Here is a 16,284-nt window from a genome sequence, read left to right as displayed (position 1 = left end):
TCTCGCCTAGATGCTGACGCTGTTCGGCACCTGCGAAGGCAGCTGGAAGGGATAGGGCATCGGCCGGCCCTTGTTGCGCTTGCGGATCTCGATCTCGGCCAGCGCCAGCGCCGACTGGAAATCGGCCACCAGCGGCGCCACCCGCGGGTCGACGAAGTACGGCGTGCGCGGGTTGTGCTCGTACTGGCCCAGGCGGTCGAACTGCACGCCGCTGAGCAGGTACTCGAAGGACAGGGTGTAGAGCGCCACATCCAGCGGCGGATACCAGGGCAGACAGTCCTGCTCGCTGGCGATGCGGGTCGAACGGGTCGGCGGCGCCTGGTACAGCGTGCCGGCGACGCTGGGCATATAGGACATCAGCGGGTACTGCGCATAGTTGACCGAGGCATGCTGCGGCCCGGCGATGTAGATGATCTGCGCCACCATCTCGACCAGGTAGTCCAGGCTCTCCAGCCGCCAGGGGCGCTGTGCATTGCCGCTGGGCACCAACCCGCCCAGGCCCTGGAAGCCGGCGTAGCGCGGGTCCACCAGCTCGGCAACGAAGGCCTGCAGCTCCTCGTCCTCGCGCACGTCCGCGTCGCCGCGGTAGTACAGGCGCAGATAGCCGTCGACGAATTGGCGCACCGCACGCCACAGCAGCAGGGTGTCGTCGCGGAAGGGGAACAGCGGCAGCCGGTCGACGCCGCGCAGCGCGAACAGGCGCTCCGGATGGTTGTCGTCCCAGCGCCATTCGCCACGCGCCTTGGCCACCAGACCCAGGGTGCATTCGATCGCCGGCCCGACATTGGTCGCCACCACGCCGCCCGGCACGATCAGGCTGTGGATCGCCGAGTCGTTGATGTTGATCGTGAAGCGGAAATGCGGCTCCAGCAGCTTCAGCAGCGGATGCACATCGGCCAGCTGGCGGTGCGCGGCGACGACGATAGGCTCGATCACCAGATGGCAGTTGCCCAGGTGCGCGATCGACTCATGCTGGATCGCCGCCACCACATTGACGAAATGCTTGGCGATGCGCCACTTGAAGCCCTCGGGGTCGTTGGCGCCGGCGCTGTCCCTGGGCGTGAAGATCGGCGCCGTCTCGGCGTCATGCTGCTGGGCCAGCTGGATCGCCAGCGGCTGCAGCACGCCCTCGGCGCAGGGCGGGTAGCCGGCTGGGGCCTGCGGGTTCCAGTAGAACAGCGCGATCGGCGCGGCCAGGTAGCGCTGCTGGCCATGCAGGGCGTCGGCCCAGGCGCCGTCCAGCAGCGCATAGTCGACCGCGAACAGGCGGCCGCGCGCCGCGGCCTCGGCCACGCTGGGCGCGCCCGGGCCCAGCTCGGCGGCCAGCAGCGCGTCGCTGACCGGCAGCTTGCGCCGCAGCTCGGCCAGCGCCAGCTGCTGGCTGCCCGGCGCCGGCTCGGGCACCACGGCGCGCAGCAGGGTGGTGTTGAAGCCGGCGATCTGCAGCCAGCCGAAGAACCAGTCCTGCTCGCAGGGCAGCGCCGGCTGGGCCGGCATCCAGTCCTGATGCGCGATGTCCAGCATCAGCGGCAGGGGCAGGTCTTGCATCAGGTCGCGGTAGTCCTGCAGCGACTGCGGCATCAGGTAGTCGCGCCCATGGTCGGCGCTGAGCATGTCGAACAGGGTGGACTTCAGGAAGGCGGTCGGCCCGTTGGCGACGAACTCCTTGAACACCGCGTCCAGGCCGCTGGCCATCTTCAGCAGGTCCTGCGGCAGGTGCAGCAGGTCCTCGAAGGCGGCCGGCAGCGCGGCCAGCGCCTGGTAGAAGGCCTTCAGCTCCTCCAGGTCGCGCTCCGGATGCAGCAGGCTGAAGTCCTTCCTCAGCTGCTCGTAGGCCCGCTCGACGCGGCGCAGCGCCTCGGTCGGCAGGTCGGCGTTGAGCTCGCGCTCCAGCAGGCGCAGCACCGCGCGCTGGAAATTGGCGCTCAGCACCATAAAGACCTGCAGCACCTGGGCCTCGTAGGCCGGGCTGAACTTCTCGGCCTGGGGCAGGTCGGCCGACAGCGGCACGCCCTCCAGATAGCTCTGCATGTAGTTGTACTCGGTGCGCGCCAGCGAGAGCTGGAAACGCCGCGCCGCGCGGGCCTCGGGGTCCTGCCGCTGCGGCAGGCTGGGGATCCCGGCGCCGCCGGTGCTGCTGGTGGAAAGGTTGGTCATCATCATCGCTCCCTTGTGATTGGCTTGGGCGCGGGCCATCGGGGCCGGCGCGGGCTGCACGGTAGCCGCTCCGCCCCGGGGCGAAAGCGCCGAAAAGAGGCCAAAACGCCGCCGCCGGCGCGCCCGGTTGTCCGATTTGCCGCCAGGCCCTAAGCTGCATGACGACAACACAGCCACCGGGCCCTGGCGCCCGCAGCCCGAGCCACGATGAACACCACGAGTGCCGGCAAGCCCACCAGCGCCTTCAAGGTGCTGGTGATCGACGACCAGCAGCAGGTGCGGCAGATCATCCGCGAATCGCTGTTCCGCCTGGGCTTTCGCCATGTGCTGATGGCGGCCAACGCGGCCGAGGCGCTGAAGGCCCTGCGCGCCGACAAGGTGGACCTGGTGCTGAGCGACTACAACCTCGGCGAAGGCCCCGACGGCCAGCAGCTGCTGGAGGCGGCGCGCGGCGGCCGGCTGCTCAGCCCGGTCGCACCCTGGATCTACATCACCGCCAATGCGCTGCGCGCCGACATCCTGGCCGCCGGCGATTTCATGCCCGACGGCTACATCGTCAAGCCCTTCACCGACCAGCTGCTGTCGCGCTATATCGAGGGTCTGTCGGCGCGCAAGCAGGCGCTGGCGCCGCTGCTGCTGGCCAGCGACGCGCAGCAATGGGAGAAGGTGCTGGTCGAGGCCGAGACCTATATCAAGCGCGGCGACGCGCTCAGCGTCGAGGGCCTGAAGCACAAGGCCCAGGCGCTGATGCGGCTGGCCCGCTTCGACGAGGCCCAGGCTTGCTACGGCCGCGCGCTGGACCTGAACTCCGAGCTCGCCTGGGCGCGCCTGGGCCATGCCCAGGCCCTGCGCGCCCAGGGCAAGCTGGACGCCGCGCGCAGCGCGCTGGAGCAGCTGACCAAGAGCCAGCCCAGCTTCGCCAGCGCCTACGACACCCTGCTGGAGATCGCCGAGGACCTGGGCGACCAGCAGACCGCGCTGGACACCGCGCGCACCGTGGCCGATCTGGTGCCGAACGCCAAGCGCAAGATCCGCCTGGGCAGCATGGCGCTGGCCGCTGGCGAGACCGAGCTGGCGCTCAAGTCGCTGGAGCAGGCGGTGGCGAAGAACCGCCATGCGGTCTCGCCCACGCACCAGGAGAGCGTGCTGCTGGCCCAGGCCCTGCTGGACAGCGGCGACGCGAACCGCGCCGCCGCGCTGACGGCCGATGTCGTCAAGCGCTTCGCCGGCCAGAGCGATGCCCTGCTGCTGGCCAAGGCGGTCGGCGCCCAGGCCCAGCAGCGCCTGGGCAACGAGGCCGCGGCCGCCGCGCTGATGGACGAGGTCGCGCAAGACCTGGCACGCGCCGGCGCCCAGCTCGACGAGCAGCACAAGCTGCTGCTGGCCAAGAGCGCGCTGGCCACCGGCCGCAACGAGCTGGGCCAGCAGCTGATCGGCGAGGTGGCGCGCAACAACAGCGACCGTCCGCTGCTGCTGGCCAGCGCGCTGCGCGCCGCCGCCGGCACCGCGGCCGAGGCCGAATGCCGCGCCCTGATCGAACGCGCCAACGAGGAGATGAGCGCCGCACTGGCCGAGCTGCAGCGCGCCAAGCGCAGCGGCGACCTGGCCGCGGCGCTGGAGATTGGCGAGCAGGCGCTGCAGCTGTCGCCGCAGAACTTCAATGTGCTGATCGAGCTCTGCACTCTGCACCTGATCGCGATGGGCCGCCAGCAGGGCGAGGCCGGGCAGGGCTTGCGCGAGCAGCACCGCGAGCGCGCGCGCGAGCTGCTGACCCGGCTCGAGCAGAGCCACCCCAACCATGACCGCGTCGCGGCGGCGCGCAAGTTCTTCCGCGAGCGCGCGGGCCAGTCCTGACCCCACGCACAGCATGCCCCCCTCCTCCGGCCTCGATCCCCGTCTCAGCGCCCTGGTCGTGCATGACCTGAAGAACCGCCTGGCCATCCTGACCGACGAGCTGGCCAAGCTGGGCCGCCTGCCGCTGCCCGAGGCTGCCCATGCCCATGCGCGCCAGGCCAACGAGCAGGCCCTGATGCTGACGCGCCGCCTGATGGAGTTCCTGACCGTGCACCGCGCGATCGAACAGGGCGGCCTGCGCGCCAGCCCGGCCGAGGAGATGCCCGATGCGCTGCTGATGGAACTGGCCGCCGATGCGCAGATGCTGCTGCACGGCCGGCTGGAGGTGGTGCAGCAGTTCGACGACAACCCGCCCTTCTGGTTCTACGACCGCCCGCTGGCCCGCCTGGCGCTCGACTCCGCGCTCTACAACGCCCTGCGCTTCGCGCGCAGCCGCATCACGCTGGGCCTGCGCGTCACGGACGGCCTGCTGTGCTTCTCGGTGCGCGACGACGGCCCGGGCCTGCAGGACACCCCCGCCAGCACCTCGACCGGCCTGGGCCGCCTGGTCTGCGACGAGGTGGCCCGCGCCCACCTGAACCATGGCCGCCAGGGCCGCAGCGTGCTGCGCGACCATGAGGAGGGGGGCGCGGTGTTCGAGCTGTTCTTACCTTGAGGTGATATGCCGGAGCGGGCTGCTAGCATCCCGCGCCATGAGCCGCCCCACCCTTTCTCCCTTCCGCCTGCTCGCCGGCGCCCTGCTGGGCGCGGGCCTGCTCAGTGCCCAGGCCGCCGAGCTGAAGCTGCGCATCCTGCAGACCACGGATGTGCACATGAACCTGCTCAACTACGACTACTACCAGGACCGTCCGACCGACGAGTACGGCCTGGCCAAGGCGGTCACCCTGATCAAGGCGGCGCGCGCCGAGGCGAAGAACAGCCTGCTGTTCGACAACGGCGACCTGCTGCAGGGCAATCCGCTGGGCGATGTGGTGGCGCGGGTCAAGCCGCTGAAGGACGGCGAGGTGCATCCGGCCTACAAGGTACTGAACCTGCTGGAGGTGGATGCCGCCAACATCGGCAACCACGAGTTCAACTACGGCCTGCCCTTCCTGCGCCAGGCGATCTCCGGCGCGAAGTTCCCCTATGTCAGCGCCAATGTGGTCGAGGCCGCCAGCGGCAAGCCGGCCTTCGAGCCCTATGTGCTGCTGGAGCGCCGGCTGCGCGACGAGAGCGGCGCCGAGCGCCGGCTCAAGATCGGCGTGATCGGCTTCGTGCCGCCGCAGATCATGCTGTGGGACCGCCAGAACCTGGAGGGCAAGGTGCGGGCACTGGACATCGTCGAGACCGCCCAGCGCCTGATCCCCGAGCTGCGCGCCAAGGGGGCGGATCTGGTGGTCGTGATCGCGCACAGCGGCATCGAGAAGACCGAGCAGCCGCGCTTCGCCGAGAACGTCGCGGCCCAGCTGGCACAGGTCCCCGGCATCGACGCGCTGCTGCTGGGCCATGCCCATGCCGAGTTCCCCGGCCCGGCCTTCGCCGCCTTCCCCGGCGTGGACAGCGCGCGCGGCCTCATCCATGGCGTGCCCAGCGTGATGCCGGGCCGCTGGGGCGACCATCTCGGCGTGATCGACCTGAGCCTGGACGACAGCGGCGGGCGCTGGCAGGTGGTCGCCAGCCAGGCCAGCATCCGGCCGATCTTCCAGCGCAGCACGCGCAAGGCCCTGGTCGAGGCCGATCCGGCGGTAGGCATCGCCATCGCCGCCGAGCACCAGGCCACCCTGGACTATGTGCGCAGCCAGGTCGCGATCACCGAGGCGCCGATCCACAGCTTCTTCGCCCAGGTCGGCGACGATCCTTCGGTGCAGGTGGTGGCGCAGGCACAGCTGGACTATGCGAAGCGCGCCGTGCGCGGCACGGCCTATGAAAAACTGCCGCTGCTGTCGGCCGCCGCGCCCTTCAAGTCCGGCGGCCGCCAGGGCACCGGCCACTACACCGACATCCCGGCCGGCCCGGTGGCGATCAAGCATGTGGCCGACCTTTATGTCTACCCGAACACGGTCAAGGTCGTGAAGGTCAACGGCGCCGAGCTGCGCGAATGGCTGGAGATGTCGGCCGGCCAGTTCCGCCGCATCGATCCCGCCGGGCCGGCCGCGCAGGAACTGCTGGATCCGGCCTTCCGCTCCTACAACTTCGACATGATCGAGGGCGTCAGCTACCAGATCGACGTCAGCCAGCCGGCGCGCTACACGGCCGAGGGCCAGCGCACCCCGGCCCAGGGCCAGCGCATCGTCAACCTGCGCTACCGGGGCAAGCCGGTCGACCCGGGCGCGGAGTTCCTGGTCGTGACCAACAACTACCGCGCCAGCGGCGGCGGCAACTTCCCGGCACTCGGCGGCGAGCGCATCGTCGTCGACGCGCCGGATGAGAACCGCGAGGCCCTGGCCCAGTACCTGGCCGGCGCGAAACGCTTCAACCCCAGCGCCGACGGCAACTGGCAGATCCTGCCGGTGAAGGGCGTCAAGCTGCGCTTCCTCTCCGGCGCTGGCGGCATCAAGCACCTGGCGCGCACGCCCTCGGTCAAGCTGGTCGAGGAACGCGGCGACGGCTCGGCGTTGTACGAGCTGGCGGACTGAGGTCAGACCGGCTGCGGCTGCCGGTCATGTCCCAGCCACCGGCGTGCCAGGTCGACGAAGCCGCTGGCAGCCGCCTCGAACTCGATCTGGTGCACGTCCTCGCCGTCCAGGAAGCGGCGCAATGCATGGCGCGGCGTGTTGCGGTCGTTCAGCCCGGGCTCGCAGGTCGTGGAGCTGCGCACCTGCATCGCGTCCAGCCAGGCCCATTGGCGCGCGTCCCATTCGCCGCTGGGATAGCAGAAATGCGCGAAAGATGCGCCGGGCAGCCAGCCCTGCAGAGCCTGGCGGTTGTCGGCGATCTCGCCCCGCGCGATGGTCTCGTCAGCGGGAAAGCGATGGCGGTGGGTGTGCAGTTCCACCGTCACACCGGCCGCGGCCAGATCGGCCAGTTGCTCGGGCCGCATCAGCTCCATCACATGGGCCCGCGCCAGATCCGCGAAGTCCACCTGCAGCAGCGCGCCGAGCCGCTCGCACAGGACACGCCGCTGCGCTTCGTCGCAGCGCTGTTCGCCATGATCGATGCAGGCCCACAGCAGCCGGTCGGCGGCCTCGGCATCGGCCAGATCCACCGGACCCTCGATCGCCACGCCATCCAGCCCCGCGACCTCGATGCGGCGCGGTACGGCCTTCCAGAACATGTACTGCAGCAGCAGCCGGAACACCGGGTTGGCCTGCGCCACGTAGTAGCTGGTCACATAGACGGTCGAGGGAAAGCCGTGGCGGCGCAGCAGCGGCACGGCCAGCGCATGAAAGCTGCGAAAGCCGTCATCGACGGTGATGGCCACCGTATCCTTGCGGGTGCGTCCCGCATACAGGTCGTCCACCGCCTGGCCCAGCGGCAGCACCCGATAACCCAGCCGCGCCAGGGTCGCCAGGCGTTGCTCGAACAGCCCGGCACTGATGAAGAGCTTGGGACGGAAATGCTGCTCGTCGCGCAAGGCGAAGCCGTGATAGCAGAGGATCTTTAGGCAGTCGCGCGTCCACCAGCGCGCCAGCGCGAACAGACCCAGCGCGCGGCACAGGTACAGCAGGAGGATCTTCACTCGACGCATGATGTCTTCTCGTCTCGCCCCACCCACCGTCATCGGCGCAGCAGGTTCAGCAGGGCCCGGACCATCGCCCGCGGATACAGCCCGCGGTCGCCGGGAAACAGCAGGTCGGAGCGTATCCGCGGATTCAGCCCCAGCAGCACGAACTCCAGTAGCGGCCAGAGGCGCCGCCGCCAGGGCAAGGCCGGGTCACGCAGGCAGGACAGCAGGTAGGACAGCTCGCCCGGGAAGGTCTGGCGCGCATGCGTGCCAGCATCGTAGCCCGTGGGCACCGCCGCCGGCCGCCCGAAGAAGGCATCGGCCAGCAGGCGCGGGAAGTCGGCGCCGGCGAACAGCGCCAGATGCAGCGAGCCCCAGAAACGCGAGTTGAACTCCAGCAGATAGAAGCGCCCATCGGCCGGGTTCCAGCGGTACTCGAACATGCCCACCCCCTGCCAGGACAGGCAGGCCATGCGCGAACGCGCGTCGGCCAGGATGCGCTCGTCGCGCCAGGCGCGGCGGTAGGAGGAGGCGCCCCCGGTGTGTGGCACCTCGTGCAGGCGCCGATGCATGAACTCGGTCAGATCCCGGCCGCTCCAGCGCGCCAGGAAGGCACCAATGCCCACGCCCGGTACATAGCCCTGGATCAGCACCTGGCGATAGGCCTGGCGCAAGCGCGGCAAGCGCTCCAGCGCCGCCGCGACCGAATCGCAGCGCTGCACCGCGCCTCCGCCCTCACCCGCCCGGGCGTACACCGCGTCGACCTTGATGAACAGCGGCAGGCCAAGGGCCGCCAGCTCGGCCTCGCCCGGCGCGGCCGAGGCATCGTCCAGCAGCAGATGCGGTGGCAGCGCGTCGCTCAGGCCCTTCTCGACGCAGAGCCGGAACAGATCGCATTTGCTCAGGCCGGCGAACACCAGGCGCTCGTTGTCCGGCACCGGCAGCAGATGCCGGTACTTCGCAAACAAGGGGCGCAGCGCCAGCAGGAAGCCCTCGGACGGGATGATCAGCGCCACTCCCTCGGTCTCGATCAGCTCGCCGAGCCAGGCGTCCAGCGCCGCCGTCTCGCGCGGCTGCTCGCGCCGACCGGCGCAGAAACGGGAGTAGAAGCCCAGCGCCGTCGGCTGCGGCGAACTCGCCAGCACGCGATAGCCGGCGCGGCCCAGCGAGCGGATCACCGCCACCGAGCCGATGGCCTGGGCATCGGTGACCAGCACCGTGCGGCCGGCGCGCCAGGATGCCAGGGAATCATCAGCCATGCGGGCCCTCCCCCAGTTGCCGGCGCAGCCCGGCCAGGCCGGCCGCGATGCGTGTGAAACAGGCATCGAAGTAGGCGGGGGACAGGCCATAGGGGTCGTGCAGATAGGGCCAAGGCCACGGCCGCATCCAGCAGCCCAGCAGGGTCACCTGCACGCCCTGGCGCGCCGCCGCCCAGCTTGCCAGCCGCTGCGCATGCGCCGGCTCAAAAGCCACCAGCAGATCGCCCTCGCGCCACTCGAAGTCGTCCAGCGCCTGGGCGCGATGCGCATCCAGACTCAGCCCGAAGCGCGTCGCGCAGGCGCGCGCCTTCGGATCGGCCGGCGTGCCCGGATCCCCCTCCAGCCCGGCCGAGTCGACCACCAGCCCCTGCCGGCGCGCCAGCTCGGCCGCATAGGCGCTGCGGCAGATATTGCCCTTGCAGATGAAGACCAGGCGCCGCACCGCCGCGGCATCGATGCGCCGATAGGCCGCCAGCGCGCCGGCATGGTGGCGCAGCTGCTCCCTCAACAGTTGCAGAAAGGCGCGACGCCCCCCATACAGTTCCAGCGCGAACGGTCGACCCAAGGCTGTTGTCCTCTTGTTCTGCGGCCGGGCGGCCGCGCATGTCGCTCAGACCAGGATTTCCGGGCAGCCCCCATGCCCCAGGAAGGCCTGGGGGCTGGCGCTGGCGCCATAGGCGCCGGACTGGTAGATCACCGCCAGATCGCCCGGCTGGGCCGCCGTCAGCTCCATCCGGTCGGCCAGCAGGTCCAGCGGCGTGCACAGCGGCCCCACGACCGAGGCGGCCTCGCGCGCGGTCTCGCCGCGCGTCTGGCTCAGCATCGCCGGATAGTTCTTGCGGATCACCTGGCCAAAATTGCCGGAGGCCGACAGGTGGTGGTGCAGGCCGCCGTCGGTGACCAGATAGACCTGGCCGCGCGAGATCTTGCGGTCCAGCACCCGGGCCACATAGACGCCGGCCTCGCCGACCAGGTAGCGGCCCAGCTCGATCACCAGGCTGGCCTGGGGCAGCTCGCGCGCGGCGCGCTCGACCAGGGCCTGCAGATTGGCGCCGATTGGCGCCAGCTCCAGCGGCGTCTCGCCCGGGAAATAGGGGATGCCGAAGCCGCCGCCCAGGTTCAGGAAACGCACCGGGGCCGGCGCATCCGCGGCCAGGCGCAGCGCCAGCTCATAGGACTTCTGCTGCGCCTCGCAGATCGATTCGGCCTTCAGGTTCTGCGAACCGGCGAACAGATGGAAGCCCTCGAAGGCCAGGCCGTCGCCGGCCATGCGGCCGATCCGCGCCATCACCTCGGGCAGCACCTCGGCATCGATGCCGAACTGCTTCGGGCCGCCGCCCATCTTCATGCCCGAGCCCTTCAGCTCGAAGTCCGGATTGACGCGCAGCGCCACCCGCGCCGGCAGGCCCAGGGCCTGCGAGGCCTCGGCCAGCAGCGGCAGCTCGCGCTCCGATTCGACATTGACCAGCACGCCCGCGGCCACCGACTGGCGCAGCTCGACGGCGCGCTTGGCCGGGCCGGCGAAGCTGATCTCGGCCGGGTCCGCGCCGGCGTCCAGCGCCACCTTCAGCTCGCCCGCCGAGGCCACGTCGATGCCATCGACCAGGCCGGCCATCAGGCCGACCAGGGCCGGCATCGGGTTGGCCTTCATCGCGTAATGCAGCTTCACCGCTGCCGGCAGCGCGGCGCGCAGCTGCGCCACCCGGGCCTTCAGCAGGCCGCGGTCATAGGCATAGAACGGGGTCTGGCCGACCCGCTCGGCCAGCACCGACAGACGCTGGCCGCCGACGATCAACTCGCCCTGTTGAACCGGGAACTGCGCCATCGGCGCATGCACGGGCTTGTTGCTGGCGGGGGCGCTCTCGCTCATAGATGGTTTTTCTCCACCCAGGCGGTGGACAGGAGTTTGCGGTCGATCTTGCCGTTCGGGTTGCGCGGCAACGGGCCCGGCTGCTGCTCGAAGCCGGCGGGCACCATATAGGCCGGCATGCGCTTCTTGCACTCGGCCTGCAGCGCCGCCAGGTCCAGTTGCGCGGCGCCGGCGGGCGCGGTCGCGATGATCTGGATCGCCTGGCCCAGGCTGGCATGCTCGACGCCGAAGGCCACGCATTCGCCGACCAGCTGGGTGGCGTAGAGGATCTCCTCGACCTCGGTCGGGCTGACGCGGTAGCCCGAGGTCTTGATCATCTCGTCGCGCCGGCCGATGAAGTACAGAAAGCCCTCGGCGTCGCGGCGCACCGTGTCGCCGGAGAACACCGCGTACTCGGGCAGCTGCAGCCCGGCCTGGCGCCCGCCGACGCCGGCGGGCAGCAGCCGGTAGCGCTCGGCGGTCTTCTCCGGGTCGTTCCAGTAGCCCTGGCCGACCAGCGGGCCGCGGTGCACCAGCTCGCCCGGCTCGTCGGGCGCGCATTCCGTGCCGTCCTCGCGCAGCACCAGGATCTCGGCATTCGGGATCGCACGGCCGATCGAATCGGGCCGGCTGTCCACTTCCTCCGGCGGCAGATAGGTGGAGCGGAAGGCCTCGGTCAGGCCGTACATCAGGAAGGGCTGCGCCGCCGGCACACGCCGGCGCAGCAGGTCCAGGGTCTCGCGCGGCATGCGGCCGCCGGTGTTGGCGAAGTAGCGCAGGCGCTCGTTGATGGCGGCCGGCCATTCCAGCTGGGCCAGCTGGATGTAGAGCGGCGGCACCGCGGTCAGACCGGTCACGCCCTCGCGCTCCATCGCCTTCAGCACGTCGCGCGGCAGCAGGTAGTTCAGCAGCACCACCTTGGCGCCGGCGTGGAAGGCGGTGGTCAGTTGGCTGAAGCCGGCGTCGAAGGACAGCGGCAGTGCGGCCAGCAGGATGTCGTCCGCCCGATTGCGCAGATAGGAGGCCACGCTCTTCGCGCCGGCCACCATGTTCCGGTGCGACAGCACCACGCCCTTGGGCCGGCCGGTGCTGCCTGAGGTGTAGAGGATGGCGCAGAGATCGGTGTCGATCACGCGGTGGCCCGGGCGCGGCTCGCTGTTCAGCAGCTGACGCCAATCCTGGCCGTCGGTCGCGATCACCTGGCGCAGCGCCGGGCATTCGGGCAGCACCTCCTGCAGCAGCGCCAGCCGCTCCGGCGAGGTGATCAGCACGCGCACATCGCAGTCGCGCAGGATGAAGCCGACCTGCTCGGGCTTGAGCAGCGGGTTCAGTGGCACGAACACGCCGCCGGCCGCCGGCGCGCCGAAGCTGGCCACCACGGTCTCGAAGCGCTTTTCCAGATAGATCGCGACCCGCTCGCCGCGCTGCAGGCCCAGCTGCAGCAGGCCGCCGGCGAAGGCCTGGATCTGCGCGGCCAGCTCGCCATAGCTGAGCTGGCCGCCACGACCGTCGCCCAGGGCCGGTGCCTCGGGGCGCAGCCGCGCCTGGCGCAGGGGCAGTTCGTGCAGCAGGCTGGCTTCGTCGACGGGATCCGGACGGGTTGCGGTCATACGGCTGAAAGCTCGGTGGAGGGTGACGAACTAGGGGGTGTCGGCCGATGCCGCACGGGGCGGAAAAGTATCTCACGCCCCCTGGCATCGCCACCCATGACGGGCGCCGCCGAGCGTACGTGAAAGCGGGTGACAAATTCAACGCCGCGCCCCTCAGGATAAGGGGGCGCCCCAGCCCGGCGCCACAGGGCGGACAGTTAAGATGCGCCGCTGATTTCAAGCGCCTTTGCGCGCCCGGCCGAGACCCCTGATTCCATGGATACCCAAAAGCAAGTTCTGCGCATCCTCGACGACGTGTTGAGCCTGGACGGCCGCAGCGCCTCCTTCGGCCCCGACACCTTGCTGCTGGGCGCGATCCCCGAGCTGGACTCGATGGCCGTGGTCTCGCTGCTCACCGCGCTGGAGGAGCAGCTGGGCATCAGCGTCGACGACGACGAGATCGAAGGCGCCACCTTCGCCAGCGTCGGCTCCCTGACCGCCTTCGTCGCGGGCAAGCTGGCCGGCTGAGGCCGGCGTGGCGACAGCTGGCATGACCTCCACCGCGCCCTCGCCATTCCAACCCTTTTTTCTTGAACGGCCCCTGGGCCAGCGCTTTTGCATCCGGCATGCGCCGCAAGGCCGGCCGCGGGGTCGGGTCTTGTTCATCCATGCGCTGGCGGAGGAAATGAACAAGTCGCGCCGCATGGCCGCGCTGCAATCGCGCGCGCTGGCCGCGGCGGGTTTTGCGGTGCTGCAGATCGACCTGCTGGGCTGCGGCGACAGCAGCGGTGATTTCGGCGACGCGAGCTGGTCCGCCTGGCTGGACGACCTGCAGGCCGCCAGCGCCTGGCTGCGCGCCCACGGCCCGGCCGCCACCCCGCTGTGGCTGTGGGGCCATCGCCATGGCTGCCTGCTCGCCAGCGAGCTGCTGGCACGGCTGGACGAGCCGGCCGGCCTGCTGTTCTGGCAGCCTCCGGCCGCCGGCAAGAACCTGCTGCAGCAGTTCCTGCGCCTGAAGCTGGCCGGCCAGATGGCCGAGGGCGCCGGCGGCAGCGGCGCGATGGGCGAGCTCAAGCAGGCCCTGGGCGCCGGCGAGACGGTGGACATCGCCGGCTACCGGCTCGCGCCGGCCCTGGCCGTCGGGCTCGAGGCCGCCCAGCTGACGCCGCCCGCCACGCCCATGCCGGCGCTGTGGTTCGAGGTCTCGCCCCAGGCCGAGGCCGCCCTGCCCGTCACCGCCGCCGCGGCCGAACGCTGGCGCGCCGCCGGCTCCGCGCCCACGCTGAGCCTGGTGCAAGGCCCGGCCTTCTGGCAGACCACCGAGATCGAGGACGCACCGGCGCTGATCGAGGCCACGACCGCGGCGCTGCTGAGCCAGGTCCAGGACCCGGTGCCGGCATGAGCGCTACCACCGCCACGATCGATGACTGCCGCGAACGCGCGCTGCTGCTGTCCTGCGAGGGCGAGGCCCTGCTGGGCATCCTGAGCCTGCCCGCGGCCGAGCGGCCGGCGCCGGTCCTGGGCGTGCTGATCGTGGTCGGCGGCCCGCAGTACCGCGCCGGCAGCCATCGCCAGTTCACCCTGCTGGCGCGGCGCCTCGCCGCGGCCGGCTTCCCGGCGCTGCGCTTCGACTACCGCGGCATGGGCGACAGCGGCGGCGCGGCGCGCGACTTCATGGACGTGACGCCCGACATCGATGCCGGCCTGCAGGCCCTGCAGGCCGAGGCCGGCGTGCCGCGCTGCGTGGTGCTGGGCCTGTGCGACGCGGCCTCGGCCGCGCTGATGCATTGGGAGCAGCGCCGCGACCCGCGCGTGGCCGCCCTGGCCCTGCTCAACCCCTGGACCCGTTCGGCCGCCAGCCTGGCCCGCACCCAGGTCAAGCATTACTACCTGGACCGCCTGCGTCAGCGCGAGTTCTGGCTCAAGCTGCTGCGCGGCGGCGTCGCGCTGCAGGCGCTGCGCGGGCTGCTGGGCAATATGCGCCAGGCGCGCCAGGGCTCGGGCGCGGCGGCCGCAGTGAGCGGCGGCAGCTACCAGCAGCGCATGGCGCGCGGCTGGCGCGACTTCCCCGGCCCGCTGCTGCTGCTGCTCAGCGGCCGCGACTACACGGCCAAGGAGTTCCTGGACAACAGCGACAACGATCCGGCCTGGCAGGGTCTGCTGCGGCTGGATAAAGTGCGGCGGGTGGACCTGGCCGAGGCGGACCATACGCTGTCCGACCCGGCCTCGGAGCAGAGGGCGACGGCAAGCCTGCTGGACTGGCTGCAAAACCTGGCCGCCAAGAAGGACGGAGCATCATGATGAAAAGACCTGTGGGAATCCTGAGCCTGGCAGCCCTGCTGGCCGCATCGCTGGCCGGTACTCCCGCCCTGGCGCAGGACGGCGCCTGCGGGCCGCTGGCGAACCACTACGGCCCCTATGACTACCGCAAGGACCGCGGGCCGACGCTGGATGTGGTGGAGCGCCGGCATTTCCCGCTCGAGGTCGAGATGCTGCGCCCCTACCGGACCGAAAGCCCGGGCACCAATATCGCCTACACCCTGCATACCTTCCCGAACCATCATCGAGCGCTGGTCGCGATGGCCAAGCTGGCGGAGAAGGAGAAGCGGGATCCGCCGCGCGACGCCCGCTACACGGTGGATTGCTATTTCGAGCGAGCGCTGCGCTTTCGGCCCGACGACACCGTGGCCCGCCTGCTCTACACCCAGCATCTGGTCGCCAAGGCCAAGCTGGACGAGGCCCGGGTGCAGCTTGAGGAGACCACACGGCTGGCCGGCGAGAACCCCTTCACGCACTACAACATCGGCCTGGTCTATCTCGACATGAAGGACTACGACAAGGCGCTGCAGCAGGCCCAGCGCGCCATGGCCCTGGGCTTCCCGCGCACCGATCTGAAGGACGCGCTGAGCAGCGCCGGCAAGTGGCGCGAACCGGCCGCGGCTGCCTCGGCCTCTGCACCAGCTTCGGCAGCCAGCGCTCCATGAGCTCCGCTGCGACCATCTCCGTCGTCATTCCCTGCTACAACGCCGCGCCCTATATCGGCGCGACCCTGCGTTCCGTCTTTGCACAGCAATGGCCGACGCTGGAGGTGCTGGTGGTGGACGATGGCTCGCAGGACGGCTCGGCCGAGCTGGTCGAGCGCGAATTCCCGCAGGTGCGCGTGCTGCGCCAGCGCAACCAGGGCGTGGCGGTGGCGCGCAACACCGGCATCCGGGCCGCCAGCGGCCGCTGGATCGCCTTCGTCGATGCCGACGACATCTGGCTGCCCGGCAAGCTGCAGGCCCAATGGGACCTGCTGCAGGCAAATCCCGGCGCACGCATCAGCTATACAGCCTGGCAGGTCTGGGACAGCAGCACCGCCGAGCCAGGCGCCGACTACATCGCGGCGCTGCAGGCACGGGCCGACGAAGCACGCTGGCAGGGCGCCAGCGGCTGGATCTACCACCGGCTGCTGCTGGAATGCTCGGTCTGGACCTCCACGGTGCTGGCGGAGCGCTCGCTGTTCGACGAGATCGGCCTGTTCGACGCCGAACTGAAGCTGGGCGAGGACTACGACCTGTGGCTGCGCGTTTCGCGCGTCTCCCCGATCCTGCGCGTGCCGCGCCCGCTGGCGCTGTACCGCACCCATGCACAGGGCATCACCAAGCGCCCGCATGACACCAACTACCAGGCGCTCGTGATCTCGCGGGCGATCGAGCGCTGGGGCTATACCAATGTCGAAGGGCCGGATGCCGACCGTCGCGAGGTCGTGCGCGGCCTCGCGCGCAACTGGACCTTCTTCGCCGCCACGCATCTGCAGGCCGGCGACACCCGCGCCGCCCTTGCCTCCTGCCGTCATGCGCTGCGCCGCAACCCGATGGAACTCGCGGCCTGGAAGCTGATGCTCAAGGCCGCCCTGTTTTCCCTCAAACCCTGACCGGCCACCGGCCCAAG

Annotated in this window: 14 protein-coding genes; 8 read left to right on the top strand and 6 right to left on the bottom strand. The window is 70.5% G+C overall.

The window, feature by feature from the left end; translation table 11 throughout:
• Positions 1 to 6: 6 nt before the first annotated feature.
• Positions 7 to 2,163, bottom strand: coding sequence for a lipoxygenase family protein (locus tag G8A07_RS12830; protein ID WP_213086275.1), 2,157 nt, complete (start codon positions 2,161 to 2,163; stop codon positions 7 to 9).
• Positions 2,164 to 2,364: 201 nt separating this feature from the next.
• Here G8A07_RS12830 and G8A07_RS12825 point away from each other — a divergent pair, with 201 nt between their 5' ends.
• From G8A07_RS12825 to G8A07_RS12815, 3 genes are read left to right on the top strand one after another with little or no spacing between them, the layout of a single operon-like run.
• Complete coding sequence (locus G8A07_RS12825) at positions 2,365 to 4,011, top strand: response regulator (protein WP_195797359.1); 1,647 nt, start codon at positions 2,365 to 2,367, stop codon at positions 4,009 to 4,011.
• A 13-nt stretch (positions 4,012 to 4,024) separates the two neighbouring features.
• Complete coding sequence (locus G8A07_RS12820; protein WP_195797358.1) at positions 4,025 to 4,666, top strand: sensor histidine kinase KdpD; 642 nt, start codon at positions 4,025 to 4,027, stop codon at positions 4,664 to 4,666.
• Between the two features lie 37 nt (positions 4,667 to 4,703).
• Entirely contained in the window at positions 4,704 to 6,626 is a 1,923-nt protein-coding gene (locus G8A07_RS12815) for a bifunctional 2',3'-cyclic-nucleotide 2'-phosphodiesterase/3'-nucleotidase (protein WP_195797357.1), read from the top strand.
• Between the two features lie 2 nt (positions 6,627 to 6,628).
• On the opposite strand, the gene G8A07_RS12810 is transcribed toward G8A07_RS12815, so the two are convergent.
• From G8A07_RS12810 to G8A07_RS12790, 5 genes are read right to left on the bottom strand one after another with little or no spacing between them, the layout of a single operon-like run.
• Entirely contained in the window at positions 6,629 to 7,678 is a 1,050-nt protein-coding gene (locus G8A07_RS12810; RefSeq protein ID WP_195797356.1) for a polysaccharide deacetylase family protein, read from the bottom strand.
• 29 nt (positions 7,679 to 7,707) lie between these two features.
• The gene (locus G8A07_RS12805; RefSeq protein ID WP_195797355.1) at positions 7,708 to 8,913 is read right to left on the bottom strand and encodes a hypothetical protein; all 1,206 of its coding nucleotides are present in this window, start codon (positions 8,911 to 8,913) and stop codon (positions 7,708 to 7,710) included.
• Complete coding sequence (locus tag G8A07_RS12800; RefSeq protein WP_195797354.1) at positions 8,906 to 9,478, bottom strand: low molecular weight phosphatase family protein; 573 nt, start codon at positions 9,476 to 9,478, stop codon at positions 8,906 to 8,908. Before G8A07_RS12800 ends, G8A07_RS12805 begins: the two co-directional genes overlap by 8 nt.
• 45 nt (positions 9,479 to 9,523) lie before the next feature.
• On the bottom strand, positions 9,524 to 10,783 hold the full coding sequence (locus tag G8A07_RS12795) for a pyridoxal-dependent decarboxylase, exosortase A system-associated (RefSeq protein ID WP_195797353.1): 1,260 nt from the start codon (positions 10,781 to 10,783) through the stop codon (positions 9,524 to 9,526).
• Entirely contained in the window at positions 10,780 to 12,372 is a 1,593-nt protein-coding gene (locus G8A07_RS12790; RefSeq protein ID WP_195797352.1) for an acyl-CoA ligase (AMP-forming), exosortase A system-associated, read from the bottom strand. Before G8A07_RS12790 ends, G8A07_RS12795 begins: the two co-directional genes overlap by 4 nt.
• Before the next feature lie 255 nt (positions 12,373 to 12,627).
• Between G8A07_RS12790 and G8A07_RS12785 the strand changes: the two genes are divergently transcribed.
• From G8A07_RS12785 to G8A07_RS12765, 5 genes are read left to right on the top strand one after another with little or no spacing between them, the layout of a single operon-like run.
• Positions 12,628 to 12,879: an acyl carrier protein gene (locus tag G8A07_RS12785; protein WP_195797351.1), complete on the top strand. Its 252-nt coding sequence runs from the start codon at positions 12,628 to 12,630 to the stop codon at positions 12,877 to 12,879.
• Between the two features lie 22 nt (positions 12,880 to 12,901).
• Positions 12,902 to 13,753 carry a hydrolase 2, exosortase A system-associated gene (locus tag G8A07_RS12780; protein WP_195797350.1) on the top strand — a complete coding sequence of 284 codons (852 nt, stop codon included), beginning with the start codon at positions 12,902 to 12,904 and terminating at the stop codon, positions 13,751 to 13,753.
• Positions 13,750 to 14,652, top strand: a complete 903-nt coding sequence (locus G8A07_RS12775) for a hydrolase 1, exosortase A system-associated (protein ID WP_195797349.1) — start codon at positions 13,750 to 13,752, stop codon at positions 14,650 to 14,652. The genes G8A07_RS12780 and G8A07_RS12775 overlap by 4 nt, the downstream gene beginning before the upstream one ends.
• Positions 14,649 to 15,335, top strand: coding sequence for a tetratricopeptide repeat protein (locus G8A07_RS12770; protein ID WP_195797348.1), 687 nt, complete (start codon positions 14,649 to 14,651; stop codon positions 15,333 to 15,335). The genes G8A07_RS12775 and G8A07_RS12770 overlap by 4 nt, the downstream gene beginning before the upstream one ends.
• Positions 15,332 to 16,267: a glycosyltransferase gene (locus G8A07_RS12765; protein WP_195797347.1), complete on the top strand. Its 936-nt coding sequence runs from the start codon at positions 15,332 to 15,334 to the stop codon at positions 16,265 to 16,267. The genes G8A07_RS12770 and G8A07_RS12765 overlap by 4 nt, the downstream gene beginning before the upstream one ends.
• The last annotated feature ends 17 nt before the right edge of the window (positions 16,268 to 16,284 follow it).

It is taken from the genome of Roseateles sp. DAIF2, from assembly GCF_015624425.1.
GTDB lineage: Bacteria > Pseudomonadota > Gammaproteobacteria > Burkholderiales > Burkholderiaceae_C > Kinneretia.
This window is presented reverse-complemented; position numbering and strand designations above follow the sequence as displayed.